The sequence below is a fragment of the Rhizobium sp. WYJ-E13 genome, from assembly GCF_018987265.1.
Taxonomy (GTDB): Bacteria; Pseudomonadota; Alphaproteobacteria; order Rhizobiales; family Rhizobiaceae; genus Rhizobium.
The window spans coordinates 2,680,470-2,705,350 of the sequence record NZ_CP076853.1; the positions used below are offsets into that span (position 1 = coordinate 2,680,470).

A 24,881-nucleotide genomic window follows, 5' to 3' on the forward strand; every position below is an offset into this window, starting at 1 on the left:
AAGAAAAAAGCCGGCACGAGGCCGGCTTCCTTTATCTTTGATCGCCTTTGAGAAAGCTCAAGGCTGCTTAGGAGGCGCCGGGTCCTGCCCTTGATCTGGTTCCTGACCCTGATCCGGTTCCTGCTCCTGGTCTGGCTCCAGCCCCTGATCCTGCCCCTGATCCGGCTCCTCGGCATCCGGTCCCTTGATCTGCTGACCGTTGATCGCCACCGAACCGTCACCGCCGACGCTGATATCCCAACGCGAGCGGCCATCCGGATCGGTCTTCGCAAAACCCTTGGCCATCATCATGCCGAAGGAGACCTGCTGGAGGTTCGGGTCGCTCTTGGCAAGCTCCTGAATTGCGGCGATCGACTTGTCGAGATCGCGCGCCAGGACCGAAGCCTGAAGCGAATAATCCTTCTGCGTGTCGACGCGGCCCTGCAGCTTGCCGGTGACGTCGATATCGTAGACGTCGGAGACGGCGGTAAACTTCGGCAGGTCCACGACGACGACACCGTCATGAAAGAGCTTCTCGGCAGCCTGCTTGCCGCTTTCCTCCGAGTTGTTGCCAGACGAGAAATCGATCTTCATGAACTCGTCGCCGAAGGCGGCAAAATCCATGTCGGGAACGGCAATCTGCATATCGATGCTCTTCGGCAGGAAGGCATGGTAGTTCGCTGGTACGACAGGGCTGTCAAGTGTGACGCCTGCAGCGTTCATGCCGAAGGCAAACCGGACGGCGTCGCTCTGCCCATCGACGGAGAAATTATAGCCGAGGGTCTTGGCGCCGCCGTTTCCGGCGGCAGTGCCGACCGTCAGGTTGTTCGCCGTGATCGTTTCGTTGATCGAGGAGAACAGCGGGAAGGATGCCTTAAGGACCGATTTCAGCTTCTCGCCGTCTTCCTTGCTGAGCTCCTTCTCATCCGCGTGCTCCAGGATGAAGAAGACGATATCGCGGATTTCCTTCGCCGGCAGGCTCGCGACGTCGGCGTCGAAGTCGATCGAATCCGCCTTGATGTTGACCGGCGGCATCTGCGGACTGGTGACCGTCTCCGACAGCGCGGAAAGTGAACCGTTCGCCTTGAAATCGAGGCGACCGTTGCCGTTGGCGCTGTCGGTCGAATCTAGCCTGTAGTTCATGCCGGCAAATGTCGCATCGACCTGGTCCATATCGGACTTCGAGGTAATCCGGATGTCGCTGGCCTTGAAATTGCCGGAACGCAGATAGGCGATCGCAGGATCGAAAACGCCATCGTAGACCATCGAGGCGATGGAATAGGTGAAATCCGTCGCCTTGTCGTCCGGGTCCTTGAAGTTGCCGGATATGTGGAAGCTGTTATTGCCTTCGAGATTCCAGAGGCCGCTGTCCAGCGGCGTGGCGAAGACCGACAAAGGCGTCAGTCCGTTCACGACAACCTTGGTCGGATCCACCTTGCTGAGCAGCTTGGCAAGGTCATAAATGACCTCGTAGCGGTTGCCCGCCGGGTTGACGGCTACAAAACCGCTCTTTGCAAAATCGTCAGGCAACACTTTCGTCAGGCTGTCGCGAAGCTTGTTGGCTCCATCTTGATTGATCTCGGCACCATGCGCTGCCCCGAACAGCGATAGGGCAACAAGGCTCGTTGTCGTGACAAGTTTCAAACGCATCCGCACTCTCCTCAGCCGCTTTGAATGCGGCCATAGGAAGATCGGATATCTTCCGGTGTCAACCCGGCACGTTTGGGACAAATGTTATTTTGCGATCACGGCTGAGAAAGCGAACGTACCCTGCCGGGCACTGCCTCACGCGCGCTTCCGATCCTGATCTCGCTCCGCCTCAGGCCGTAGTATTGAAGGCAACCGATTGCTGTTCCATTCGCGCCGGGCGACCGAAATAGTAGCCCTGGGCCTCGTCGCAGCCTTCGGATGTCAATAGTTTGGGTTGGCTCAGCGTTTCGACGCCTTCGATAAGCACGGGGATCGATAGGCCTCTTTTCAAGACTGAGATCGGTCCGGCTGCGTTAAAGAATGGATAATCCGGCGCCTTTGCAGGTAAAGTGGAACAGTCTGTTCGACCTTGTGATTAACGCCCAGACAACGAGGGATTATCAGCGGTTAGTGCCGGCGAGGCAGGATCGATCGGAAGCCACTGCCGCACCGCTTGCGTTTGCATGACACTTATATTATAGGCCACGCGTCCGCGTAGACACCCTTGGAGGCAACGCGGATGAGGATGGGCATGCCCGCCTCCGGTCCGACGGCACAAGGCTTCAAGCCCGCCGCGGGCTCTCCAAATAACCTCGAAAGGACTAGCCATGAGCCACGAAACTTACGAGCTCAAGGCCGAGGCGCGCGAACGGGTTGGTAAGGGGTCCGCCCGTGAACTCCGCCGCAACGGCTTTATTCCCGCTGTCATCTATGGTGACAAGCAGGCCCCGATTTCCATCGCTATCAGCACTAATGAGGTGACGAAGCGTATTCATGCCGGTGGCTTCATGACCACCGTAGCGACCATCGACGTCGACGGCAAGAAGTACAAGGTTCTGCCAAAGGACTACCAGCTCGATCCGGTGCGCGACTTCACGATGCATGTCGATTTCCTGCGCGTGTCCGGCAACACCCAGGTTACCGTTGAAATCCCGGTTCACTTCGTCAACGAAGAAAAGTCCCCGGGCCTGAAGGTCGGCGGCGTTCTGAACATCGTCCGTCACGAAGTCGAAGTTCACTGCCCGGCTGACGCGATCCCGGAATTCTTCACGGTTGACCTCTCCGGCCACAAGATCGGCGACAGCATCCATATCTCGGAAGTCACGCTGCCGAAGGGTGTCACGCCTGTGATCACCGACCGCGACTTCACCATTGCAACGATCATTGCTCCGGCTGCCGGCGTTGATGAGTCTGCTGCCGAAGGCGAAGCAGAAGCCTGATAGCTTCTACCAATTTGTAAAGCATAAGGCCCGTTTTCCGCGAGGAAAGCGGGCTTTTTCATTACCGGAAAGCCGCATTTCAGCAACATTTAACACATTCATGGAAGCATGCTCCGGCTGGTTACGAAGTTCCCGCCCTGCCACGTGACCGCAGAATATTCCGACCCCGTGGAGCAAACGGAACCATGAATAATTCCGTTGAGAACAGATTTTTTGCGATTGTTTGCGGAGCACTGCTTGTTTTTGTAGCTCCTCTTTTTGTTCTTTTTCTTTTCCTTTCCTCCGAACGCGCTGACAAGGAAATACGTGACCATATTTCCGTTCTTCTTGTGGCCAATGCCCAGGCACTCGCCAAGCCGCTCTGGGATCTTGACGCCGATAGTGTCACCCAGATCAGCGCGACGGTCGTTTCGCAAGGCGCCATCGTCAAGGTGGAAGTCCGCGACCAGTCTGGCGAGCTCGACGTCAGCCAGTCCACCATTCCGCGGTCCTTCGACGGCAAGCTGGTCCAGGTTTCCCGCGCCATCATCTACAACACTGTCGATGGTCCGAAGAACCTCGGCAGTATTTCCGTCTTCTATCCGGCACTCGGTCTCTTTTCCGGCCTGAAGCAAGAAGAGATCGTCTTCATCTCGATCTTCATTTTTGCGGTGCTCGCCGTTTTCGCGACAGCGCTGATCGGTAACCGTATCTTCGTCATCCAACCTCTGATGCGCCTGACGGCCGCGATCGAGGCGACCCGCCAGCTTGGCTCCCGCCACCATGTCGACTGGCAATCGAATGATGAGATGGGTCGCCTCGCCCAGAGCTTCAACGAAATGCAGACGATGCTCGAAAACGAGGAGACCGAGCTGAAGCTCGCGCATCGCCGCACGACCGACATCTACAATCTGACGCCGGCCATGCTCTTCTCACTCGATGAAGAAGACCGCATCACCGCCGTCAGCGACTACTGGCTGCTTGCGACCGGCTATCATCGTGCTGCCGTCATCGGCCGGAATTTCTCCGATCTCGTCACGCCCTTCACCCGCGACAAGTTCATTAAGCGCAAGAGCCAGCGTGAGAACAGCACCGGCGACGTGACCGTCAAGTTCGTCTGCATGGACGGCCGTATCATGGATGTCCTCATCATCGAATCGGCGCTCACGGCCCACGGGCAGGAAGGTCAGTCTCTCTCCGTCATGACCGACGTGACCGAGCTGAAGGCCTCCGAAGACCGCAACCATCGCCAGGCGATCACGGACCATCTGACCGGCCTATTGAACCGCCAGGGCTTCGAAGCCGTGCTCGACAGCAAGATCGCAGCCGCCGATGCCGCCGATCAGGAACTCGCCTGCCTCTTCGTCGACCTCGACCGCTTCAAGTGGATCAACGACAACATGGGCCACGCCGCAGGCGATACCGCGCTCATCGAACTCGTGGAGCGGCTGAAGACTCTGCTTGCGCCCTCCGATGAAGCCGCCCGTCTCGGCGGCGATGAATTCGCCATCCTGTTGCCGGCCAAGAATGCCGAGAAGCGCGCCCGCGCCATGTGCGACCAGATCGCTTCGATCTTCGAGACGCCTTTCGGCCCGGACATGCATCTCAGCGCCTCTGTCGGTATCGCCATCTATCCGCGCCACGCTGCAACCGCCGCCGAACTGCTGCAGAAGTCCGACATGGCCATGTATGCCAAGAAGCGCGACGGTAAGAACGGCGCGCAGATCTTCGATAACGGCATGCTCGATCACGCCCGCCGCCGCGCCGAGATCGAAGCCCATATCGAAGCCGGCCTCGCCGACGACTGGTTCGAGGCTTATCTCCAGCCGATCGTCAATCTGAACGGCCGCGGCATCGCCGGCTTCGAAGCGCTGATGCGTCTCAACCACCCGCAGAAAGGCCTCATGCCGCCTGCCGAGATCATCAGCGTCGCCGAAGAGACCGCCAAGATCGTCCGCGTCGGCAATGTCATCATGGAAAAGGCGATCGCCAATCTGGCGAAGATCTCCCGCCTGCCAGGCATGCAGGACACCTATCTCGCGATCAATTTCTCGCCGCTGCAGTTCGAGCCGGCGCTCGCCGCCCGCCTTGCAGCCATTTTGGGTCGCCATGGCATCCTGCCGGATCGTATCGTCGTCGAGATCACGGAAGCCGTGCTGATGCACGACAACCCGCAGATCCGCATGATCGTGACAGAACTGCGTCGTTTCGGCTGCCGCATCGCGCTCGACGATTTCGGTACCGGCTACTCGTCGCTGAGTTATCTCAATCGCTTCCCGGTCGACATCATCAAGATCGACCAGTCCTTCACCCGCGCCATCAATGATGCTGACGATGACGTGCGCCACAAGAGCCGTATGCTGATCGAAGGCATCACCACGCTGTCACACAAGATGAACTGCACCGTGATTGCCGAAGGCATCGAGACGGAGGAGGAGTGCAGCACGCTGCATCAGATGGGCCTCGACTATGGTCAGGGCTATCTGTTCAACCGTCCGCAGAATGCCGCCAAGCTGATCGAAGAACTGAGCAGTTCGCTCTCGGATGTAGCGCGCGCTTCATGAACTGACGAGATATGGGAGGTATCGCGATGAAAAAGCTGCTTTTTGCTCTTCTTACCCTACCCTGCCTTGCCGTGTCTGCCTCAGCCCAGACGGTAGCCTTCGTGACCGAGGAATACGCCCCCTTCAACTACCGCGACGGAAAGGTCATCAAGGGCGCAACCGTCGAGCAGGTCGAGAAGGTCATGGCCGATATCGGTATCGATTATACGCTCGACGTGATGCCCTGGGCTCGCGCCTTCAGCCTGGCTCGCTCGACGCCGATGACCTGTATCTTCGCAACCGCCCACAACGCCTCGCGCGACGGCCTGTTCAAATGGGTCGAGCCGCTTCTCATCGACCGCAACATCCTGATCACCCGCAAGGGATCAGGCGTCTCTGCTGCAGATCTCGAAGACGCGAAGAAATATGTCATCGGCACGCAACGCGACGACTACACCGAAGTGATCCTCAAGGAGAAGGGCTTCACCAAACTCGATGTCGCAAGCGATTTCAACGCGACGCTGCGCAAGCTGCTCGGCGGCCGCATCGACATGATGCCGATCTCCGAACTCTACTTCGACAAGTTGAAGACCGACCAGCCGCTGGAAATGGTGACCATTCTCTCCTCTCAGCCGATGAGCATTGCCTGCGAAAAGAGCTTCCCTGACGATCTTCTGGCCCGTATGCAGGCCTCGCTGGACAAGCTGATCGCCCGCGGCGAACAGAAGCAGATCTTCCTGAAATACGGTCTTCATCTGCTGAAATGATCGGCCGCCTGCGTTCACGCCCGTCTTTGCCAATTGACTTTGCCACTTGACTTTACCGCCATTTCGCGGTGGTGAACGCCAACAGCTCTTGCAAGGAAGGCAGGCCATGCTGATCATCGCGGGTCTCGGCAATCCCGGCGCGAAATATGCCGGTAACCGACACAATATTGGCTTCATGGCGGTGGATGCCATCTACCGCCGTCACAGCTTTTCGCCCTGGTCGAAGAAATTCAAGGCGGAGATATCAGAAGGCGAGCTGGCAGGCGAGAAGGTACTCCTGATCAAGCCGCAGACCTTCATGAACCTGTCGGGCGAGGCGGTCGGTGAAGCCATGCGCTTCTACAAGCTGCAGCCTTCCGATCTCGTGGCGATCTATGACGAGCTCGATCTGCCGGCTGGCAAGGCGCGGCTGAAGACCGGCGGCGGCCATGGCGGCCATAACGGCATCAAGTCGCTCGATGCCCATTGCGGCAAGGAATACCGCCGTCTGCGCATCGGCATCGGCCATCCCGGCGTCAAGGAACTCGTGCATAACCACGTGCTCGGCGATTTCGCCAAAGCTGACAATGCCTGGCTGGAGCCGCTGCTCGATACGCTTGCCGACAATGCCGAGATGCTGGTTCGCAACGAAGATTCCCAGCTCATGAACAAGATCACATTGGCGCTTGGCGGCAAGGTGGAAGAGGAAAAGCCGAAGCCGGCGGGAAAGTCTCCTATCCATCAGGCCCGCAGTCAGAGCCAGCCGAAGCTTCCGGCCAGCGGCCCCATGGCCGAGATGCTGAAGAAGATGTTCGGTAACAAGGGCGACTGAGCACGATGGCAAGCGGGAATTTTACCATCCGCCCAGTGACCTCCACCGACCTGCAGAACCTGATTACCCTTTACGGACACTTCAACTCCACCGATCGACCACTTGCTCCTGAGCTGGCGGAAGAACGTTTCTCCGCCATTCTGGCCCAACCGGGCATGACGGTCTTTATTGGCTTTACCGACGAGACCGCAGCTACGACCGCAACGCTGATCGTTATACCCAACCTGACGCGCAACGGCGCCTCCTATGCGCTCATCGAAAACGTCATCACCCACGCCGATCATCGCAAACGGGGCTATGCCGGCAAAGTCATCCAGCATGCGATTGCTCAAGCCTGGAAAGCCGGCTGCTACAAGGTCATGCTGCTGACGGGATCGAAAGATCCGGCAACACTGCGTTTCTATGAAAATTGCGGTTTCGTGCAGGATAAGACCGGCTACCAGATCCGCCGGCAATCTTGAGACGCCCGCCTTTTCCTCGGGAGCCTATTCCTCGGGCTCGGTAGTAAACATCAGCGGGAAGCCCATCTCCTTGGCAAGGTCGATGGCCTCCTTGGCTTTGGTCTCCGCTATATCCTTGGTACAGACCACGACCACGCAAGAGCCGAGCTTGTGCGCCGTCATCATCACACGATAGCCGGTATCCTCGCTCATGCGGAAGACGGCTCTCAGCACCATGATGACGAATTCGCGCGGCGTATAATCGTCATTGACGAGAATGACTTTGTAGAGCTTCGGCTTGTCCAGCTTGAGCTTCGTTCTGGTCTTGGGTTTTAAGGCAATGTCGTTGTCAACCATCGGAAATCCGCCCGTTGATGACATGGGAAGGGGTTTCGATCTAACTAGAATTTTTCGATTGCAGAATTTCGACACCAAGTGTCCGGGAAATCCCGCCAGGATAAGAATAAGGCCACGACGCCCTGTCGGCAAGGGAGCTGCGAGAAAAGCGCTCCAAGACTTGACCGCTCCCCTCCTTTATCCCATAGCCACGGCCAAGGAATTCTTGAGAACAGCGGGTTTCAGCCATGGGCTTCAAATGCGGTATCGTCGGTCTGCCGAATGTCGGCAAATCGACCCTTTTCAATGCGCTCACCAAGACGGCCGCCGCGCAGGCCGCAAACTATCCGTTCTGCACGATCGAACCGAACACTGGTGAAGTAGCCGTTCCCGATGAACGCATGCGGAGGCTTGCGGACGTCGCGAAGTCGAAGGAAATCATCCCGACCCGCATCAACTTCGTCGATATTGCCGGCCTCGTGCGAGGCGCGTCGAAGGGTGAAGGCCTCGGCAACCAATTCCTCGCCAATATCCGCGAAGTCGATGCCATCGTGCATGTGCTGCGCTGTTTCGAAGACGGCGACATCACCCATGTGGAAGGCCGCATCGATCCGGTTGCCGACGCCGATACGATCGAGACCGAGCTGATGCTCGCCGACCTCGACAGCCTCGAGCGCCGCACGGAGCAGACCCGCAAGCGCGCCACCGGCAAGGACAAGGATTCCATGGCCATGCTGCCGATCATGGAAGCGTCGCTGGCGCTGCTGCAGGATGGCAAGCCCGTCCGCACCCTGCTGTCCAAGCTCGATGCCGAAGAGACGCGCATCCTGAAGAGCCTCAACCTTTTGACGTCGCATCCGGTTCTCTATGTCTGCAACGTCGCGGAAGGCGATGCGGCGACAGGAAACAAATATACGGAGGCCGTTGCCGCCATGGCGAAGGCGCAGGGCGCCGAAACCGTCATCATCTCGGCTGCGATCGAGTCGGAAGTCGCCCAGCTTCCGGACGAAGAAGCCAAGGAATTCCTCTCGGCCCTCGGTCTCGACGAGGCTGGCCTCGATCGCCTGATCCGCGCAGGCTACAAGCTCCTCCACCTCATCACCTATTTCACCGTCGGTCCGAAGGAAACGCGCGCCTGGACGATCGAGCGCGGCACCAAGGCACCGCAGGCCGCCGGCGTGATCCACTCGGACTTCGAGCGGGGCTTCATCCGCGCCAACACCATCGCCTATGACGACTACATCCAGTTCGGCGGCGAAGTAGGTGCCAAGGAAGCAGGCAAAGCGCGCGACGAAGGCAAGGAATACGTCGTCCAGGACGGCGACGTCATTCACTTCCGCTTCAACACCTGATCGACCAAAGCATGTCGCGCAAAGCTGTATAGCGTTTTGCAATAACGACACGCGTAAAACCGAGACCCTGAAGCGTGGGAAGCGAATCCTGGGGATCGCGACACGCTCTAGCTGCCGCTCAGCCGGGCGGCAGCCTCTCGACCATGCCTGAGGGCAAGACGCGCAGCACGATGCGCCGAAGCGGCATCCAGCCCGTACCGATGACGAGCACGATCACGCCGACGGCAACGAGCGTTCCGAAGATGTAAGTATCGACCGTCGCGCTCCCCTGCCTGAATATCCCATAAATCGCTAAGCCCAGCGTCAACAGGCCCGACGTGACGAAAGCACGCCGGTCGATGATCAGCCCGATCAGCATCAGCAGCGCGACGATTATGACGACGACCGGTGTCTTGAACGAATTCGCATCCATGATATCCAGCCAGCCTCCGTCGAGCGGAAGCAATGTCCGGATGCTGTAAAGCAGGGCCGGCGCCGCAACGAGATGAAGCCAGAAGGCGACATCTGATCGTGTCGTCTGGCGGAACCTGTCGCTGAGATCGAAGCCAAGGGCTGCAACGAACAGGCCAAGGGCGCAGGCAAACAGGATAAGAGAGACGAGCGTGGGATGATTGAGGATGAAGGCATCGTCGCCACTTCCCCATTGCAGCAGGCGCAAGACGAGCGCGAGCACAAGGGCGGGACCGGAGAAGATAGAGAGCGCGAGAGCAAGCGGCACACGGTAGCGCAGATAGAAAAGCCCCATGACAACGGGGAATGCGACGATGAAACCGTCAATGCCATCGCCCGTGAGCCATAGATCGGCATTGGACGGATAGATCGACAGCATCGTCCGGAAAGTCCAGGTAAAGACAGCAAGCGTCAGCACGACGGCCGGCAGCGCAAGGCGCTGGCGCTTCACGAGGATTTCCGCCAGAACCAGGATTGCCGGCAGCACCGCATAAAGCGAGGTGAGCCCCCAAAGGCCTGCAAGCGCAATAAGGATGCCGATAGTGATCAGCACGTCGTGGAAACCGCGCACGAAGCGCGGTGTCTCGGTATCCGACCAGGCCGACCCGGAATCTGCCGCCGCACGCTGCTCGACGACGACGCCGCGCGCAGCAAGAAACGATGCCAGCCGCTCGCCGGCTTCGGCGCTGATCAATCCCTCGCGCGCCGCTTCATCGAGTACCGACCTTAGTTCAGCCATGCTGTTTACCCCTACGGAATCATTGAGCCCGCGCGGATGCTATTGTAAGCAATGACGCCTGCCTATGATGGGAGACCCTGATGCCCGCAGAAAAGCTCGCCTATGAGGATTTCCAGCCGGGTCGGCGCTTTCCTCTCGGCCCGAAAGCTGTAACGGCGCCCGAAATCATCGAATTTGCCAGAGAGTTCGACCCGCAACCCATGCATCTGGATGAAGCTGCCGGCCGCGCCAGCATCCTCGGCGGGCTTGCCGCCTCCGATTGGCATATCTCGGCCATGTTCATGCGCATGATGGCAGACAGCTACGTGCTGAATTCCCTATGCGAAGGCGCGCCCGGCGTCGACTTCATGGAGTGGCGCAAGCCGGTTCTGGCAGGCGACATGCTCTCCGGCCATTCGACGGTTCTGGAGGCGCGCCCCATGCGCTCGCGTCCCGGCCTCGGCATCGTTAAATTCCGTCACGAGGTGGAAAACCAGCGCGGCGAAGTGGTCTGCCTGTCAGAGAATTCCGTCATCTTCGGCATGCGAAACAGGCCGGAGGCTGGCGCATGAGAATGTCCGAGCTCTACGCCGTCGGCGAAAAAACCGAGATCGGCGCTTATGTCTTTACCGAGGAAAACATCCTCCGCTTTGCCAGGAAATACGACCCGCAGCGCTTCCATATAGATAAGGAAGCCGCTCGTGACACCATGTTCGGGGCGCTCTGCGCTTCCGGTTGGCATACAGTGGCCGCCTGGATGCGCTGCTTTATGGATTACTGGATGACAGAAATGCGCCGGCTGTCAGAACAGGGCTTGGAACCGCCGAAACTTGGCCCCTCGCCCGGCTTCCAGAAGCTGCAGTGGCTGAAGCCGGTCTTTGTCGACGAGACGATCACCTATTCGGTGGCCTTTGTCTCCAGCCGGCCGCTTACGTTACGGCCGGGCTGGAATCTCAACGCTATCCTCTGCGAAGGCGTCAATCAGGATGGTGTTACAGTGATCCGCTTCGAAAGCAGCGTCCTGGAATTCGAATAGGCTCGGGGGTTAGTGTCCGGCGAACTCGACGAGGGTGTGCACATCAACGCCGAGATCCTTGAGCTTCTTGCGGCCGCCGAGATCCGGCAGGTCGATGACGAAGCAGGCGCCGACGACTTCCGCGCCGATCTGGCGAAGTAGCTGCGTTGCCCCGACAGCCGTCCCGCCCGTGGCAATCAGATCGTCGACGAGGATCACCTTCTCGCCCGGTTGGACGGCATCGCGGTGCATCTCCATCTCGTCCACGCCATATTCCAGGCTGTAGGCGATGCGCACGGTCTCATGCGGCAGCTTGCCCTTCTTGCGGATCGGAACGAAGCCCGAGGACAGCTGATGCGCGACCGCACCGCCGAGGATGAAGCCGCGCGCTTCCATGCCGGCGATCTTGTCGACCTTCAGGCCGGCATAGGGCTGCACGAGTTCATCGACCGCGCGACGAAAGGCACGTGGATTGCCGAGCAACGTAGTGATGTCGCGAAAGATGATGCCGGGCTTGGGGTAATCCGGAATGGAGCGGATGCTTTTCGCAAGCTCCGAAAGCGTATGGTTCATCGAAAATCCGTATCTGCGAGGGCATGAAACGCAGGCACACTATCAATTGCGCCGAACCAAACCAAATAAAAAAGGCGGCCGAGAAGCCGCCTTTTTCCTTGGAACTAAGGATCGCTTAGTGGTCGGCCCTGGAATAGACCGACCGCTTGGTCAGGTAGATCAGCACAGTGAAGATCAGCAGGAAGATCATGACCATGAAGCCGGTACGCTTGCGCTCTTCGAGGTGCGGCTCTGCTGCCCACATCAGGAACGAAGAGACGTCCTTGGAATACTGCTCGACCGTCTGCGGCGAACCATCGTCATAGGTGACCTGGTCGTCGGAAAGCGGCTTCGGCATGGCGAAGACGGCTGCAGCGTGGAAATATGGGTTGTAGTGCGCACCAGCCGGAACCTGGAAACCGGCCGGCGGCTCTTCATAACCGGTCAGCAGCGAGTGGATATAGTCCGCACCGCTTTCCTGATATTGGGTGAAGATATCGAAGACGAACTGCGGGAAACCACGCTCGACTTCGCGTGCCTTGGCGAGCAGCGACATATCCGGAGGAGCCGCACCATTGTTGGCGGCAGCTGCCGCTTCCGCGTTCGGATAAGGCGACGGGAAGTGGTCGGACGGGACTGCCTTGCGGGTAAACATCTCACCGCTGGCGTCCGGGCCATCCTGAACTTCATAATTGGCAGCAAAGGCCTTCACCTGCGCATCCGAATAGCCGAGCTCGCCGAGCGTGCGGAAGGGCACGAGGTTCATCGAGTGGCAGGCAGAACAGACTTCCGTATAGACCTTCAGGCCACGCTGCAGCTGGCCCTTGTCGTAATGGCCGAACGGACCGGCAAAGGTCCAGTCGACTTCCTTCGGTTCCTTCAACGGATAGTGCGGGGTAGCGCTTTCCTCATGGTGAGCGGCCGGAGCCGCTGCTTCCTGAGCAAAAGCCACGCCACCGACACCGGCTGCGACAGCGAGCGAGAGAATGCTTGCAACAAGCTTTTTCATATTTCTATTCCTTCCCGTCGCTCGCTCAGGCCTTGGCCGCAGCAATCTTGTTGCGCTTTTCGAGCACCGCTTCGGTGATCGAATTCGGAATGCGGCGCGGTGTTTCCACCAGACCGAGAACCGGCATCGCGACCAGGAAGAAGGCGAAGTAGAGGAGCGTGCAGATCTGCGAGATCGTCGTGTACAGACCTTCTGCAGGCTGCGAGCCGAGCCAGCCGAGGATGATCGCGTTGATCACGAACAGCCAGTAGAACAGCTTGAACCACGGACGATAGACCGCCGAGCGCACCTTCGAAGTGTCGAGCCAAGGCAGGAAGAACAGCACGATGATCGCGCCGAACATGACGAGGACACCGCCGAGCTTGGAGTCGATCGGACCGATATTGAAGGTGATCGATCGCAGCATGGCGTAGAACGGCAGGAAGTACCATTCCGGAACGATGTGGGCCGGGGTCTTCAGCGGATCGGCCGGAATGTAGTTGTCGGCATGGCCAAGATAGTTCGGCAGGTAGAAAACGAAGTAGGCATAGACGATCAGGAAGATCGAGACGCCGAGCGCATCCTTGAGCGTTGCATAAGGCGTGAAACGAACCGTGTCCGTCTTGGTCTTGACCTCGACGCCCGTCGGGTTCGTCTGGCCGACCACATGCAGCGCCCAGATGTGCAGGATAACGACACCGGCGATCATGAAGGGCAGCAGGTAGTGCAGCGAGAAGAAGCGGTTCAGCGTCGGCTGGTCGACAGCGAAGCCGCCAAGCAGGAACTGCTGGATCCATTCGCCCACCAGCGGGAAGGCCGAGAAAAAGCCGGTGATGACGGTCGCGCCCCAGAAGGACATCTGACCCCAGGGCAGAACGTAGCCCATGAAACCAGTCGCCATCATCAGTAGGTAGATGACGACGCCGAGGATCCAGAGAATTTCGCGCGGCGCCTTGTAGGAGCCGTAGTAGAGACCACGGGCAATATGCAGGTAAACGGCAACAAAGAAGAAGGATGCGCCGTTGGCATGCAGATAGCGCAGCAGCCAGCCGTGGTTGACGTCACGCATGATCTTTTCAACGGAGTTGAAAGCGATCGTCGTGTCGGCGGCATAATGCATAGCGAGCGTGACGCCCGTCAGGATCTGCACGATCAGCATGACGGCGAGCATCGCACCGAATGTGTAGGCATAGTTCAGGTTCCGCGGAACCGGATAGGCAATGAAGCTGTCATAGACCATGCGCGGTAGCGGAAGGCGCGCATCGACCCATTTTTCCAGGCCGGTTGATGGCTCGTAGCTGGAATGGCCACTCATTAATCAGTCTCCCCTCAACCGATCTTGATCTTTGTGTCGGACAAAAATGAAAAGGTCGGAATCGCCAGGTTCTCCGGCGCCGGACCTTTGCGGATGCGGCCGGCCGTGTCGTAGACGGAGCCATGGCAGGGACAGAACCAACCATTGTATTCGCCGGCCTGACCGAGCGGAACGCAGCCGAGATGAGTGCAGGTGCCGACCATGACGATCCAGTTTTCCTTATCCTTGCCGCCCGAGCGGTCAGCGCCCGTTGCCGGCGCGTCGGGGGGAAGGTTTGCATTGCGGGCGATCGGATCCTTGAGATCCGAAAGCTGGACGTCGGCCGCGGCCTTAACTTCTTCCGGCGTGCGGTTGCGAATGAAGATCGGTTTGCCGCGCCACTTGACCGTCAGCGACATGCCGGGCGTAAGGCTCGCGACATCGACTTCGATGGAAGCCAATGCCAACGTCGACGCGTCCGGGCGCATCTGGTCGATGAACGGCCAGGCAACCGCAACGGCGCCGACTGCACCAGCCATGCCAGTGGTGAGATAAAGGAAATCACGGCGAGTGGGCTCTGAGGCCTCGCTTGTCGTTACGTGTTCGCTCACGGCTTAACCATCCTCTGCGCAATTGTCGCGGAATTCCGCCCTGCCCCTCCGGCGGCGGCGAATCTACAAGTACATATTTCGGACATAGATTCCCCACCAATCCGGCGCGTTCTATGCTTGATCGCAAATTATGTCCAGCCTTGGCAAGGGGATGAGGGCACAATGTCGCGGGAAATTTCAGTGAATTTTTTAAGGCAATCACTGGCTTGCAACTTTGCTGCATTGCAACAAACCAGGGGGCGTGTTAGGCGCTGGTGAGTTTGCGATGAGAATTTGGATTTGCGCCGATGAGGCATACTTTTTTCTGCGTATTGAGCGTCCTCATCACCATCGTTCTGGCCCTCGTTTCGCTTCGCTACTTCACCGATTTCTGGCTGCTTTCGCTCGTTTATAGCTTCCAGATTCATCTCAGCATCATCTGCGCCATTGGCGCGGTCGTTGCTCTCTTTTTCAGGCGGCACTGGTACGGCTTCGTGATGCTGGCAGCGGCGACCTTCCTGAATATCCACGGTGTCATCATGCTGCGCGAGTTCGCCGGCAAAATGCCTGCGGAAGATGCGCCCCGCCTTTTCCGGCTGATGTCCTTCAACGTCGAGATCGACAATTGGATCAATAACGAAAAAACTGCCGATGCCGTGCTGGCATCGGGTGCCGATGTCGTCGACCTCATGGAGGCAGTGCCGATCTTCCCTCAGCTGCCGCGGCTGCAGCAGATCTATCCCTATCGCATCGGCTGCGACACGATCGAGGTCTGCGATACGCTGATCCTGTCGAAACGTCCGTTTGCTCACTATGAAATTCATGATCTCGGCAATCTGTGGAAGCGACGGCTCGTGTCGGCAACGATCGATTTCGACGGAACGCCCGTCGATTTCCTGTTCACGCACCTAACCAAGCCCTATTTCGATGATTTTCAGAATGAAGAACTGGTCGATCTGAAAACCGCCGTACAGAGCCACACGGGTCCACTGATCGTTTCCGGAGACTTCAATTCCGCAATCCTCGCTCCGACCATCCAGGAATTCCTGCGCGGAACGGGCCTTACCACCGCTTTCCCTGAACCGACCACATGGCCGGTCGCTGCCGGGCCATTCGGCATCAGCATCGACCATATCTTCGCAAGACCGCCGCTGCTCATCCGCTCGACGAGCCGGCTGGGCGACAGCTTCGGCTCGAACCATTACGGCCTAGTCAGCGATTTCGTTCGCGAATACTGAACGCGCATCATCGTCGCCGGAGGCGAGGAAGCCGCCAGACTGGCGTGCCCAGAGCTCGGCATAGAGCCCGCCCTGCTTCAGAAGCATGTCATGCGTGCCTTCCTCGATGATTTTGCCGCGGTCAACGACGACAAGCCTGTCGAGTGCGGCAATCGTGGAAAGCCGGTGAGCGATCGCAAGCACCGTCTTGCCTTCCATCACGCGGTTGAGGTTCGACTGAATGGCCTCTTCCACTTCCGAATCGAGCGCCGACGTCGCCTCGTCGAGAACGAGGATCGGCGCATCCTTCAGCATCACGCGAGCAATGGCGATGCGCTGGCGCTGGCCGCCCGAAAGCTTGACGCCGCGTTCGCCGACATGCGCGTCGAAACCCTTGCGCCCCTGCTGGTCCCGCAGCACTTCGATGAACTCGAGCGCCTCGGCACGCCTGGCAGCTTCGACAAGCCGTTCCTCACCAGCATCGGGTCGGCCGAATAGAATGTTGTCGCGCACGGATCGATGCAGTAATGACGTATCCTGGCTGACCATACCGATCTGCATGCGCAGCGATTCCTGGGTGACGGCAGCGATATTCTGGCCGTCGATGAGAATACGCCCGCCTTCAAGATCGTAGAGGCGCAGGAGAAGGTTCACGAGCGTCGATTTGCCCGCACCGGAGCGGCCGATGATGCCGACCTTCTCGCCCGGCCGGATTGTTAGCGAGAAATTGTCGATGACCGCGTTTTCCTTGCCATAGTGGAAGGAAACATTCTCGAAACGGACGCTCGGCTGCCGGATGACGAGCTCCTTTGCATCGGGGCGGTTGACCAGATGCAGCGGCTGCGAAATCAGCTCGGCAGCATTCTGGATGGTTCCGAGGTTACGCATGATCCCGTTGAACTGCGTCATCAACCGTCCGAGCAGGAAGTTCAGCCTCAGGACCAGCGTCAGCGAAAAGGCGACCCCGCCCGAACTTATCAGCCCGCGCAGCCATAGATCGATGCTGATGCCGGCCATGGTCACGATCATCAAGCCTGACAGCAGCGCCATCGACGCTCGCACACCGGTGATGAAGCGCGTGAACTTCAGCACTGTTTCCTGATAGGCGTTGAAGCCATCGAGCATGTAGCGGTCGCTCTCTTCGTCGCGTGCGAAGAGCTTCAACGTCTGGATATTGCTGTAGGCATCAACGATGCGGCCATTGAGCAACGAGGCCGCTTCAGCGGTTTCGCGCGAGTGATATCGGATGCGCGGAACGAAGTAGCGGGCAAGCACGCTGAACGCAACCAGCCAGAAAAGGACCACCGCCGCCAGCGAGAAATCGAGCCGCCCGACCAAAACCAGCGTGGTGACGGCATAGATGCCGACGAACCACACGCTTTCCATCAGCGACGTTACGAGATCCCCCGTCGCCTGCCCTGCCGACCAGACCTTGGTAACGATGCGACCGGAAAAATCGCTCTGGAAGAAGGCCAGCGACTGGCGCGACACATGCAGATAGGACTGCCAGCGCGCCAGATTGTAGAAACCCGGCGTAATCACCTGCTGGTCGATAAGCGCGATCAGGAAGGCGACGACGAAGCGAACGATGCCGATCAGCGCCAGCATGCCGAAAAGCTCACTGCCATGGGAACTGAGAAGTGAACCCCAGCCGGTTCCGGGCTTGATCGTGCTGAGGATATCGACGAGCCGCCCGACGAACCAGAAAAGTGCGGCTTCGATTGCCGCCGACATGCCGCCGAGCACCAGCATGGCGATGAACGGCCACCTGGCTTGACCGATATAGAACCAGATGAATCCCAGCGTGTTGCGCGGCGGCTGAATATTATCGCGGGCGCGGAAGGGATCTATCCAGGTTTCGAACAGGCGAAGGATCGGAGTGAGCAGCATCACCGCGATATAGGCCCGTTCAGAATTGCGGCAAAGAGAATAGGGCGGACACAGCCTTATATTTTCGTAATGATCGGTAATATCCGCGTCACCTCCGTTGATACGGGTGGAAGCAGCCACAATCTCATGCCATGATCGCGCCTTACCGGAGACCGCAGATATGGAAACGAAAACGCTCAATGCGCATCTTCCGCTCCCCCTTGCGGAAAAGCTCGACGCCCTGGCGGATGCGCTGGATGTGCCGCGCGACAGCATCGTAACGGAAGCCATAGCAAACTGGATCGAGCGCGAGGAACGTCAGCGGATTTTCACGCTGCAGTCGCTTGCCTCGAACTCGATCATTGTCGTGGAGCATCATCGCGTCATCGACTGGGCCGACAGCCTCTGTGCCGATCGGGTCCGCACACTCTAAGCGGGCGCCGCCTATTTTCAGCTTCAAAAAGGAAAAGCCCTCCCCACTAACACAGGGAGGGCTGTTTTGTTATTGGGCTGCGACTTCAGCCTCTTCCTCGTGATCGGCAAGGAAGCCACCGGACTGGCGGTTCCACAGGTCGGCATAGATGCCGCCATGGCTCACCAGTTCGCCATGCGTGCCGCTTTCGATAATCCGGCCCTTGTCAAGCACGATAAGCCGATCCATCTCGGTCAGCGTCGACAGGCGGTGGGCGATCGCGATGACCGTCTTGCCTTCCATCAGCGCGAAGAGGTTCTCCTGAATCGCCGCTTCCACTTCGGAATCGAGCGCCGAGGTCGCCTCGTCGAGCACCAGGATCGGCGCGTCCTTCAGGAAGACGCGGGCGATCGCGATGCGCTGGCGCTGGCCGCCGGATAGTTTGACGCCGCGCTCGCCGACCTGCGCGTCCAGCCCTTTACGGCCCTGCATATCGACAAGCCCTTCGACGAACTCCCAGGCATTGGCCCGCCTCGCCGCCTCGATCACGTCCTCATCAGTCGCATCCGGGCGCCCATAGGCGATATTGTCGCGGATCGAGCGGTGCAGCAGCGACGTATCCTGGGTCACCACGCCGATCAGCGAGCGCAGGCTGTCCTGCGACACCTCGGAGATATCCTGGCCGTCGATGGTGATGCGTCCCGACTCCAGATCGTAGAAGCGCAACAGCAGGTTCATCAGCGTCGTCTTGCCTGCGCCGGAGCGTCCTACGAGACCGACCTTCTCGCCGGCCCTGATATCGAGCGACAGGTTGTCGATAACGCCCTTGCCCTTGCCGTAATGGAAACCGATGCGTTCATAATGAATCGCACCCTTCTTTGCCGTGAGCTGCGGCGCACCTGGCTTGTCGACGATATCGTGCTGCTTCGCCATCATCTCCATGCCGTCATAGACGGTGCCGATGTTTTCGAAGAGCGCCGAGACTTCCCACATGATCCACTGCGACATGCCGTTGACGCGCATCGCAAGGCCGATGGCGATGGAGATCGCGCCAACCGAGATCGTGCCGTTCAGCCACAGATAGATGGACAGACTGGAGATAACGAAGAGGGAGACGCAGTTGTTCAGATATACGCTCATATGGAAGAGCGTCACCTTGCGCATCTGCCTATGCACCGTATCCAGGAACCCATCCATGCTTTCCCTTGCATAGACTTCTTCCCTGCCCGCATGGGAAAACAGCTTCACAGTGGCGATGTTCGTGTAGCTGTCCACCACGCGGCCTGTCATCAGCGAGCGCGCGTCCGCCTGCTGCGACGCGATCTTGCGAAGCCGCGGCACGAAATAGCTAACGATACCGATGTAGATGCCGAGCCAGGCGAGGACCGGCAGCATCAGCCGCCAGTCGGCAGCGGCGATGATGACGATCATCGACAGGAAATAGGTCACGACATAAACGAAGACGTCGAGGATCTTCATGACCGTTTCGCGCACGGCAAGCGACGTCTGCATCACCTTGGTCGCAACACGTCCGGCAAACTCGTTGGCAAAGAATGTCATGCTGTGGCGCAACAGGAAACGGTGCATCTGCCAGCGCGCGATCATCGGATAATTGCCGAGCATCATCTGGTGCATGATCAGCGAATCGAGGCCGGCAACGAGCGGCAGGCCGATCAGCACCAGAGCACCCATCCAGATGAGCTTGTGACCTTCGTTCTGCAGGAAGGTCGCGCGGTCGGCATTTGTCAGCCAGTCGACGATATCGCCGAGAAACTGGAAAAGCGCCACTTCACCAACCGCGATCAGAGCCGTGAGAAAGGCCATGAGCGCGAGCCATCCCGCCGCCGGCTTCGTATAGTGCCAGCAGAAGGCAAAAAGACCCTTTGGGGGAGCAACCGGCTCCTCGCTCGGAAAGGGATTAAGTCGCCGTTCGAACCAGTCAAACATTAAAATCGCTCCGGACTTCCGCGTTCCGGCCCCGGCTTCGCACCCGCAAGGGCGCATGCAAGCACATATGGGAACCGGAGGCTCAAGGGGCGAGGCCATGAAGGCCGCGCAATTATTCAGATGGGCAATTGGGAAAGAAAAAGCGCCTTACACGCGCCAGATCGCCAAGCGTGGCATCACGGGCGGGAGGCGCATCAGCACAAATATATCCATGTCGGCGCTCCCTGTTGGCGATTGAAGATATGCACCGATAACGCGAAAATGCCTGAATTTCCAGCCCCATCACAGCGGAAAGTGACTAGAGAATAGTCAAAAAGCATTTTGTTGCCTCAAAATCACAGTTCGGATAGGCCAATATCGTATTACCGCAACGGACAACTTCTCATGGCAGACCTCAGACTGGCGCTCTATCAACCCGATATTCCCGGCAATACCGGAACGATCCTGCGGCTTGCCGCCTGCCTGGGCTTTGCGGTCGATATCATCGAGCCCGCCGGATTCGATATTTCCGATCGAAACCTGAAACGTGCCGGCATGGACTATCTGGCCACCGCTGCACTTACCCGACATGTCAATTGGGAACGCTTCGAGGAATGGCGCGCAGTCACCGGCCGCCGCCTGATCCTCGCCACCACGAAGGCATCGCAGCGCTATACAGATTTCGCCTTCCGTCCCGACGATATCTTGATCTTCGGCCGAGAAAGCGCCGGCGCTCCTGATCACGTACATGAACGCACCAACGGGCGCATCCTGATCCCGATGGTGGATGGTCAACGTTCGATCAACCTTGCCGTCTCCGCCGCGATGATCTTTGGCGAAGCGATGCGCCAGACTATCTGGTCCTGAATCAGCAAGCATGCCGATCCTTGGCGGCCTGCATGTCGCAAACAATACTTTGAATCGACGCAAAAGCGCCTATATTAATTAGCCAGGCAATCAATAAATCTGCACAAGCAGTGAGATTCCAATGATTTACTCGACTACGCACAGGTAGAATCGGGCAAGCTTTCTCAAGAAGAAGAAAAAGACCAAGGCCATGGAATCCACTGTTGTCATGATCAATCTGTTCGGCGCGATTGCGCTGCTGCTCTTCGGCTTGGCGCAGGTCAAGGACGGCGTCACGCGCGCTTTCGGAGCACGCTTGAGGACTGGGCTGGCGACTGGCACCGCAACCGGTCCACGATCGATCCTGTCGGGTTTCCTGGCAACGATCGCCCTGCAAAGTTCGACTGCGACGGCGCTGATGACGGCTTCTTTCGTGGAGCGCGATCTCATCAAGCCGCGCATGGCCCAGATCGTGCTGCTTGGCGCCAATGTCGGCACGGCCGTGACCGCCTGGATCGTCGCGACCGGCATCGAATGGCTTTCGCCCCTTCTCATCCTTGCCGGCATCGTGCTCTATCGCGGAGGCTCCAGCGCCCGTCACGGCGGCGGCGCGGCACTGATCGGCATTGGCCTCATGCTCCTCTCGCTGCATCTGCTCGGCAGCGCGACGGAGCCGATGCGCAACTCGCCGGCGCTGGCGGCCTTCATCGGCCTGCTCGGCGACGCCTGGCCCGTTGCGCTCGTATTGTCTGCAGCACTGGCCTTCATATCCTCGTCGAGTCTTGCGGTCGTCGTCCTGATCCTGTCGCTTGCCACAACAGGCATCGTATCGCCGGAACTCATCATCGTTCTCGTCCTCGGCGCCAACCTCGGCGGCGCGATCCCTCCTGTCGTCGCCACACTCTCCGGCCCTGCCTCAGCCAAACGCGTCACACTCGGCAACCTCATCGTGCGGACCATGGGCTGCCTGATTGCGCTGCCGCTTGCCGGTTACGCCGCGCCACTCCTGCAAATGCTGCCTTTCGGCCCCGCCAAGCTGCCGGTCGATGCGCATCTGATTTTCAACATCCTGCTCGCTGGCCTCGCATGGCCTTTCTCGCGGATGCTCTCCACCTTCGCCGCCCGCCTCGTGCCCGATGATGCGCAGCCGGATCAGGGACCAAAATTCCTCGACATGCAGGAATTGTCGACGCCCGTCGTGGCGCTTGCCAGCGCGACCCGCGAGGTGCTCAGCGTCGGCGATCTCATCGAACGCATGCTGCTGCGCGCCTCCGAAGCCTTCGAACGTAACGACATGTCCAAGCTCGCCGAGATCCCGGCGCTCGAAAAACGCGTCGACCTGCTGCAGCAGGAAGTGAAAGTCTACCTGTCCAGACTCGGGCGTGGCGGCCTGAGCGACGAGAACGCCCGCCGCTCGATCGTTATAATCGACTACGCGATCAACCTCGAGCACATGGGCGACATCATCGAGAAAGGCTTGCTGGAGCAGGTCGGCAAGAAGGTTTCGCTCGGCCTGAAATTCTCCGAAGACGGCTACAGGGAATTGCGCAAGCTATTCGATCTGACGATCGACAATCTGCGCGTCGCTCAGACGATCTTCGTTACCCGCGATTTCAACCTCGCCCGACAAATGATGGAAGTGAAGGTCGAGGTGCGCCGGATGGAGAAACAATCGGCCGAGCGGCATCTGAAGCGCTTGCGCGATGGGCGTGACGACAGCCTGCAGACGAGTTCGCTCCATCTCGATATGCTGCGCGACCTGAAGCGCATCAACGCTCACATCGTGTCTGTGGCACATCCGATCCTCGATGAAAGCGGCCTTCTGATCGAAAGCCGCCTGCGTGATGCGGCAGAATAGGTTCAGTCGGCGGAAGGCAGGCGGCGCATGGTGAATTCGATCTGGTCGCCCTCGAGCTGGCGCCAGCTCTCCACTTCGGTCCAGTAGGCGGCCTTGGGATATTCGTCGAACCATTCGCGCGCCTTGGCGCGTGCTTCGATAAGCCCCATCCTGTATGTCTCGCGGACAAAATGATCTTTTTGCCGGGCGGACGCTTCTGCCCGATGCTTTGCGATCCTGCGCTTCAAGCCTTCGAAGGGCGGAGGCCCCGGAATTTTCGCCATGAAACCTACCTCTGTACGGAACGTAGTATCGAAGTTCAGCCTTTGCGAGTCGAATCTTGTAAGCTCTTGCAGGTGCGTCCCGCTGCTGGCAGGCCTCTGCCTCACCTGCTAAACCACTGTTGAGATCAGGAAAGAGCGAATCGCATGGAAAGACCGGAACTGCCGATCGGCCTGCCCGAAGACATCGAGGACAAGAAGACCGCCGCCCGAACATGGTTCGAGGGGCTACGGGACACGATCTGCGCATCCTTCGAAGCGCTGGAGGATGAGCTCGAAGGCCCTCTCTCCGATCAGGAGCCCGGCCGCTTCGTCGCCAAGGACTGGTCGCGTGAAAATGGTGCGGGCGGCGGTGGCCGCATGTCGATGATGGAAGGCCGCGTCTTCGAGAAGGTCGGAGTCCACACCTCCACGGTCTTCGGCGAATTCGCGCCCGACTTCCGCGCCCAGATCCCAGGCGCCAGCGAGGATCCACGCTTCTGGGCGTCGGGCATTTCGCTGATCGCCCATCCCGTCAATCCCAACGTGCCGGCCGTTCACATGAACACCCGCATGGTCGTCACTACCAGCCGATGGTTCGGTGGTGGTGCCGATCTGACGCCGGTGCTCGGACGCCGCCGAACACAGGAAGATGAAGACACACAACTCTTCCACAAGGCCATGGAAATCACCTGCCGCAACCACGCGGTCGCCGATTACGATGCCTACAAGAAATGGTGCGACGACTATTTCTTCCTCAGACATCGCAACGAAGCACGTGGCGTCGGCGGCATCTTCTACGACTGGCTGCATTCCAGCGAGGAGGCCGGCGGCTGGAATGCCGATTTCGCCTTCACGCGGGATGTCGGCCGGGCCTTCTCCATGGTCTATCCCAAGATCGTCCGCTCAAACTTTAACAAGGAGTGGACGGAGGCCGACCGTGACGAACAATTGATTCGCCGTGGCCGCTATGTCGAGTTTAATCTGCTCTACGACCGGGGGACGATCTTCGGCCTGAAAACCGGCGGCAATGTCGAATCCATTCTCTCATCCCTGCCGCCTGTCGTACGCTGGCCATAGGCTGCGAGAAGCGTGCTGATAAAATTGAAATACTATTCCGGTAAAATCCTGTTGAAAGGCCTTCATCAGAGCTGAGTGCGTCCTAAATGAGTCTTGTGCGTTACAATCGGAGGAGGATTGTCATGACGATACAAAGCAGTTTGCCTGCTTCTGCAGGTATTCAGGAAACGTCTCGCGCCATCGACGCGCCCGAGTTTCTAACGCGCATCGCCGAAAACTTGAGAGCAAAAAGCGGCTCGGACCTGCCGCTCTCCTGCTTTGTCGAGCAGGTGAAATTGCAGCTCGCAGGCGGCAAGACTCCGGAAGAGCTTCAAGAGCAGGCAACGGGTGCTGCCAACAGCAACATGCCCGCCCACCTTTCGGACACCTACATGGCCTGGGCAATGCCCCATCCATAAACAGAGCCTTTCGGCCGACATCCAGGTCGGCCGGAGCTTCCTCCACCGGAACCTTCTCCATTGCCGCACATTCCTCAGTCGCGCGAAAGCGCGATGGTTCTGTATTTCAGAGACAGGAGAAGACCATGCGACTTTTCGAATGCGGTACGCTCGTTCCCGGATGCGATTGGCACACAAGGGCCGACAATGATGCTGAAGTCGTTCGCCGCACCGTCGAACATATGAGAACCGCCCACGGCGAAACGATCATTCGCGAAAATATGGTGGACAATATCAAGGCCCGCATCCGCGACGAAGCGAACGCGGCCTGACC

Annotated in this window: 25 protein-coding genes; 15 read left to right on the forward strand and 10 right to left on the reverse strand. The window is 58.8% G+C overall.

Annotated features, from left to right (window positions below; all coding sequences use genetic code 11):
* Window positions 1-57 precede the first annotated feature (57 nt).
* Complete coding sequence (locus KQ933_RS13550; RefSeq protein ID WP_216755363.1) at window positions 58-1,629, reverse strand: hypothetical protein; 1,572 nt, start codon at window positions 1,627-1,629, stop codon at window positions 58-60.
* A 647-nt stretch (window positions 1,630-2,276) separates the two neighbouring features.
* On the opposite strand from KQ933_RS13550, the gene KQ933_RS13560 reads away from it, so the two are divergent.
* The 5 genes from KQ933_RS13560 to KQ933_RS13580 all read left to right on the forward strand — a co-directional run bounded on the left by KQ933_RS13560 (window position 2,277) and on the right by KQ933_RS13580 (window position 7,449).
* The gene (locus tag KQ933_RS13560; RefSeq protein WP_216755364.1) at window positions 2,277-2,888 is read left to right on the forward strand and encodes a 50S ribosomal protein L25/general stress protein Ctc; all 612 of its coding nucleotides are present in this window, start codon (window positions 2,277-2,279) and stop codon (window positions 2,886-2,888) included.
* 185 nt (window positions 2,889-3,073) lie between these two features.
* The gene (locus tag KQ933_RS13565; protein ID WP_216755365.1) at window positions 3,074-5,431 is read left to right on the forward strand and encodes an EAL domain-containing protein; all 2,358 of its coding nucleotides are present in this window, start codon (window positions 3,074-3,076) and stop codon (window positions 5,429-5,431) included.
* A 26-nt stretch (window positions 5,432-5,457) separates the two neighbouring features.
* Complete coding sequence (locus KQ933_RS13570; RefSeq protein WP_216755366.1) at window positions 5,458-6,177, forward strand: ABC transporter substrate-binding protein; 720 nt, start codon at window positions 5,458-5,460, stop codon at window positions 6,175-6,177.
* Window positions 6,178-6,283: 106 nt separating this feature from the next.
* On the forward strand, window positions 6,284-6,988 hold the full coding sequence (gene pth, locus KQ933_RS13575) for an aminoacyl-tRNA hydrolase (RefSeq protein WP_216755367.1): 705 nt from the start codon (window positions 6,284-6,286) through the stop codon (window positions 6,986-6,988).
* A 5-nt stretch (window positions 6,989-6,993) separates the two neighbouring features.
* Entirely contained in the window at window positions 6,994-7,449 is a 456-nt protein-coding gene (locus tag KQ933_RS13580; RefSeq protein WP_216755368.1) for a GNAT family N-acetyltransferase, read from the forward strand.
* A 24-nt stretch (window positions 7,450-7,473) separates the two neighbouring features.
* On the opposite strand, the gene clpS is transcribed toward KQ933_RS13580, so the two are convergent.
* A complete protein-coding gene (clpS, locus tag KQ933_RS13585) occupies window positions 7,474-7,785 on the reverse strand; it encodes an ATP-dependent Clp protease adapter ClpS (protein WP_183731588.1) in 312 nt (103 codons plus the stop codon).
* A gap of 227 nt (window positions 7,786-8,012) precedes the next feature.
* Here clpS and ychF point away from each other — a divergent pair, with 227 nt between their 5' ends.
* Window positions 8,013-9,116, forward strand: a complete 1,104-nt coding sequence (gene ychF, locus KQ933_RS13590) for a redox-regulated ATPase YchF (protein ID WP_216755369.1) — start codon at window positions 8,013-8,015, stop codon at window positions 9,114-9,116.
* A gap of 118 nt (window positions 9,117-9,234) precedes the next feature.
* Here ychF and KQ933_RS13595 read toward each other — a convergent pair whose 3' ends face one another.
* Complete coding sequence (locus KQ933_RS13595; protein ID WP_216755370.1) at window positions 9,235-10,305, reverse strand: hypothetical protein; 1,071 nt, start codon at window positions 10,303-10,305, stop codon at window positions 9,235-9,237.
* Between the two features lie 80 nt (window positions 10,306-10,385).
* On the opposite strand from KQ933_RS13595, the gene KQ933_RS13600 reads away from it, so the two are divergent.
* Window positions 10,386-10,856: a MaoC family dehydratase gene (locus KQ933_RS13600; protein WP_216755371.1), complete on the forward strand. Its 471-nt coding sequence runs from the start codon at window positions 10,386-10,388 to the stop codon at window positions 10,854-10,856.
* Complete coding sequence (locus KQ933_RS13605; RefSeq protein ID WP_216755372.1) at window positions 10,853-11,320, forward strand: MaoC family dehydratase; 468 nt, start codon at window positions 10,853-10,855, stop codon at window positions 11,318-11,320. Before KQ933_RS13600 ends, KQ933_RS13605 begins: the two co-directional genes overlap by 4 nt.
* Window positions 11,321-11,329: 9 nt before the next feature.
* Here the strand turns inward: KQ933_RS13605 and KQ933_RS13610 are convergent, their stop codons facing one another.
* The 4 genes from KQ933_RS13610 to petA all read right to left on the reverse strand — a co-directional run bounded on the left by KQ933_RS13610 (window position 11,330) and on the right by petA (window position 14,744).
* Window positions 11,330-11,872 carry an adenine phosphoribosyltransferase gene (locus KQ933_RS13610; RefSeq protein WP_216755373.1) on the reverse strand — a complete coding sequence of 181 codons (543 nt, stop codon included), beginning with the start codon at window positions 11,870-11,872 and terminating at the stop codon, window positions 11,330-11,332.
* Window positions 11,873-11,987: 115 nt separating this feature from the next.
* A complete protein-coding gene (locus tag KQ933_RS13615; protein WP_216755374.1) occupies window positions 11,988-12,860 on the reverse strand; it encodes a cytochrome c1 in 873 nt (290 codons plus the stop codon).
* Window positions 12,861-12,885: 25 nt separating this feature from the next.
* Window positions 12,886-14,154: a cytochrome b N-terminal domain-containing protein gene (locus tag KQ933_RS13620; RefSeq protein WP_216755375.1), complete on the reverse strand. Its 1,269-nt coding sequence runs from the start codon at window positions 14,152-14,154 to the stop codon at window positions 12,886-12,888.
* 14 nt (window positions 14,155-14,168) lie between these two features.
* Window positions 14,169-14,744: a ubiquinol-cytochrome c reductase iron-sulfur subunit gene (gene petA, locus KQ933_RS13625; RefSeq protein ID WP_216755376.1), complete on the reverse strand. Its 576-nt coding sequence runs from the start codon at window positions 14,742-14,744 to the stop codon at window positions 14,169-14,171.
* Between the two features lie 287 nt (window positions 14,745-15,031).
* Between petA and KQ933_RS13630 the strand changes: the two genes are divergently transcribed.
* Window positions 15,032-15,961 carry an endonuclease/exonuclease/phosphatase family protein gene (locus tag KQ933_RS13630; RefSeq protein WP_216755377.1) on the forward strand — a complete coding sequence of 310 codons (930 nt, stop codon included), beginning with the start codon at window positions 15,032-15,034 and terminating at the stop codon, window positions 15,959-15,961.
* On the opposite strand, the gene KQ933_RS13635 is transcribed toward KQ933_RS13630, so the two are convergent.
* A complete protein-coding gene (locus KQ933_RS13635) occupies window positions 15,932-17,830 on the reverse strand; it encodes an ABC transporter ATP-binding protein (protein WP_216758910.1) in 1,899 nt (632 codons plus the stop codon). The genes KQ933_RS13630 and KQ933_RS13635 overlap by 30 nt on opposite strands.
* A 160-nt stretch (window positions 17,831-17,990) precedes the next feature.
* Here KQ933_RS13635 and KQ933_RS13640 point away from each other — a divergent pair, with 160 nt between their 5' ends.
* Window positions 17,991-18,242, forward strand: coding sequence for a CopG family ribbon-helix-helix protein (locus KQ933_RS13640; protein ID WP_183731616.1), 252 nt, complete (start codon window positions 17,991-17,993; stop codon window positions 18,240-18,242).
* A gap of 69 nt (window positions 18,243-18,311) precedes the next feature.
* On the opposite strand, the gene KQ933_RS13645 is transcribed toward KQ933_RS13640, so the two are convergent.
* A complete protein-coding gene (locus KQ933_RS13645; protein WP_216755378.1) occupies window positions 18,312-20,168 on the reverse strand; it encodes an ABC transporter ATP-binding protein in 1,857 nt (618 codons plus the stop codon).
* Between the two features lie 384 nt (window positions 20,169-20,552).
* Here KQ933_RS13645 and KQ933_RS13650 point away from each other — a divergent pair, with 384 nt between their 5' ends.
* Together KQ933_RS13650 and KQ933_RS13655 are read left to right on the forward strand one after the other, a co-directional pair.
* Window positions 20,553-21,014 (forward strand): tRNA (cytidine(34)-2'-O)-methyltransferase, encoded by a 462-nt coding sequence (locus KQ933_RS13650; RefSeq protein ID WP_216755379.1) that lies wholly within the window; start codon window positions 20,553-20,555, stop codon window positions 21,012-21,014.
* 190 nt (window positions 21,015-21,204) lie between these two features.
* Window positions 21,205-22,851: a Na/Pi cotransporter family protein gene (locus tag KQ933_RS13655; RefSeq protein WP_216755380.1), complete on the forward strand. Its 1,647-nt coding sequence runs from the start codon at window positions 21,205-21,207 to the stop codon at window positions 22,849-22,851.
* Window positions 22,852-22,853: 2 nt separating this feature from the next.
* Here KQ933_RS13655 and KQ933_RS13660 read toward each other — a convergent pair whose 3' ends face one another.
* Window positions 22,854-23,114: a hypothetical protein gene (locus KQ933_RS13660; protein WP_216755381.1), complete on the reverse strand. Its 261-nt coding sequence runs from the start codon at window positions 23,112-23,114 to the stop codon at window positions 22,854-22,856.
* Between the two features lie 144 nt (window positions 23,115-23,258).
* Between KQ933_RS13660 and hemF the strand changes: the two genes are divergently transcribed.
* The 3 genes from hemF to KQ933_RS13675 all read left to right on the forward strand — a co-directional run bounded on the left by hemF (window position 23,259) and on the right by KQ933_RS13675 (window position 24,879).
* On the forward strand, window positions 23,259-24,170 hold the full coding sequence (hemF, locus tag KQ933_RS13665; protein ID WP_216755382.1) for an oxygen-dependent coproporphyrinogen oxidase: 912 nt from the start codon (window positions 23,259-23,261) through the stop codon (window positions 24,168-24,170).
* Window positions 24,171-24,292: 122 nt separating this feature from the next.
* Window positions 24,293-24,568: a hypothetical protein gene (locus KQ933_RS13670; protein WP_216755383.1), complete on the forward strand. Its 276-nt coding sequence runs from the start codon at window positions 24,293-24,295 to the stop codon at window positions 24,566-24,568.
* A 125-nt stretch (window positions 24,569-24,693) separates the two neighbouring features.
* The gene (locus tag KQ933_RS13675) at window positions 24,694-24,879 is read left to right on the forward strand and encodes a DUF1059 domain-containing protein (protein ID WP_216755384.1); all 186 of its coding nucleotides are present in this window, start codon (window positions 24,694-24,696) and stop codon (window positions 24,877-24,879) included.
* Window positions 24,880-24,881 lie beyond the last annotated feature (2 nt).

What these genes read in the sequence shown, in the direction of transcription:
- KQ933_RS13650 (WP_216755379.1), top strand. Translation starts at nt 20,553, where the DNA reads ATGGCAGACCTCAGACTGGCGCTCTATCAACCCGATATTCCCGGCAAT.
- hemF (WP_216755382.1), top strand. Translation starts at nt 23,259, where the DNA reads ATGGAAAGACCGGAACTGCCGATCGGCCTGCCCGAAGACATCGAGGAC.
- KQ933_RS13675 (WP_216755384.1), top strand. Translation starts at nt 24,694, where the DNA reads ATGCGACTTTTCGAATGCGGTACGCTCGTTCCCGGATGCGATTGGCAC.
- KQ933_RS13565 (WP_216755365.1), top strand. Translation starts at nt 3,074, where the DNA reads ATGAATAATTCCGTTGAGAACAGATTTTTTGCGATTGTTTGCGGAGCA.
- KQ933_RS13605 (WP_216755372.1), top strand. Translation starts at nt 10,853, where the DNA reads ATGAGAATGTCCGAGCTCTACGCCGTCGGCGAAAAAACCGAGATCGGC.
- KQ933_RS13550 (WP_216755363.1), bottom strand. Translation starts at nt 1,629, where the DNA reads ATGCGTTTGAAACTTGTCACGACAACGAGCCTTGTTGCCCTATCGCTG.
- KQ933_RS13660 (WP_216755381.1), bottom strand. Translation starts at nt 23,114, where the DNA reads ATGGCGAAAATTCCGGGGCCTCCGCCCTTCGAAGGCTTGAAGCGCAGG.
- clpS (WP_183731588.1), bottom strand. Translation starts at nt 7,785, where the DNA reads ATGGTTGACAACGACATTGCCTTAAAACCCAAGACCAGAACGAAGCTC.
- KQ933_RS13600 (WP_216755371.1), top strand. Translation starts at nt 10,386, where the DNA reads ATGCCCGCAGAAAAGCTCGCCTATGAGGATTTCCAGCCGGGTCGGCGC.
- KQ933_RS13610 (WP_216755373.1), bottom strand. Translation starts at nt 11,872, where the DNA reads ATGAACCATACGCTTTCGGAGCTTGCGAAAAGCATCCGCTCCATTCCG.
- KQ933_RS13615 (WP_216755374.1), bottom strand. Translation starts at nt 12,860, where the DNA reads ATGAAAAAGCTTGTTGCAAGCATTCTCTCGCTCGCTGTCGCAGCCGGT.
- ychF (WP_216755369.1), top strand. Translation starts at nt 8,013, where the DNA reads ATGGGCTTCAAATGCGGTATCGTCGGTCTGCCGAATGTCGGCAAATCG.
- KQ933_RS13655 (WP_216755380.1), top strand. Translation starts at nt 21,205, where the DNA reads ATGGAATCCACTGTTGTCATGATCAATCTGTTCGGCGCGATTGCGCTG.
- KQ933_RS13560 (WP_216755364.1), top strand. Translation starts at nt 2,277, where the DNA reads ATGAGCCACGAAACTTACGAGCTCAAGGCCGAGGCGCGCGAACGGGTT.
- KQ933_RS13630 (WP_216755377.1), top strand. Translation starts at nt 15,032, where the DNA reads ATGAGGCATACTTTTTTCTGCGTATTGAGCGTCCTCATCACCATCGTT.
- KQ933_RS13580 (WP_216755368.1), top strand. Translation starts at nt 6,994, where the DNA reads ATGGCAAGCGGGAATTTTACCATCCGCCCAGTGACCTCCACCGACCTG.
- KQ933_RS13570 (WP_216755366.1), top strand. Translation starts at nt 5,458, where the DNA reads ATGAAAAAGCTGCTTTTTGCTCTTCTTACCCTACCCTGCCTTGCCGTG.
- KQ933_RS13645 (WP_216755378.1), bottom strand. Translation starts at nt 20,168, where the DNA reads ATGTTTGACTGGTTCGAACGGCGACTTAATCCCTTTCCGAGCGAGGAG.
- pth (WP_216755367.1), top strand. Translation starts at nt 6,284, where the DNA reads ATGCTGATCATCGCGGGTCTCGGCAATCCCGGCGCGAAATATGCCGGT.
- KQ933_RS13595 (WP_216755370.1), bottom strand. Translation starts at nt 10,305, where the DNA reads ATGGCTGAACTAAGGTCGGTACTCGATGAAGCGGCGCGCGAGGGATTG.
- KQ933_RS13640 (WP_183731616.1), top strand. Translation starts at nt 17,991, where the DNA reads ATGGAAACGAAAACGCTCAATGCGCATCTTCCGCTCCCCCTTGCGGAA.
- KQ933_RS13635 (WP_216758910.1), bottom strand. Translation starts at nt 17,830, where the DNA reads ATGCTGCTCACTCCGATCCTTCGCCTGTTCGAAACCTGGATAGATCCC.
- KQ933_RS13620 (WP_216755375.1), bottom strand. Translation starts at nt 14,154, where the DNA reads ATGAGTGGCCATTCCAGCTACGAGCCATCAACCGGCCTGGAAAAATGG.
- KQ933_RS13670 (WP_216755383.1), top strand. Translation starts at nt 24,293, where the DNA reads ATGACGATACAAAGCAGTTTGCCTGCTTCTGCAGGTATTCAGGAAACG.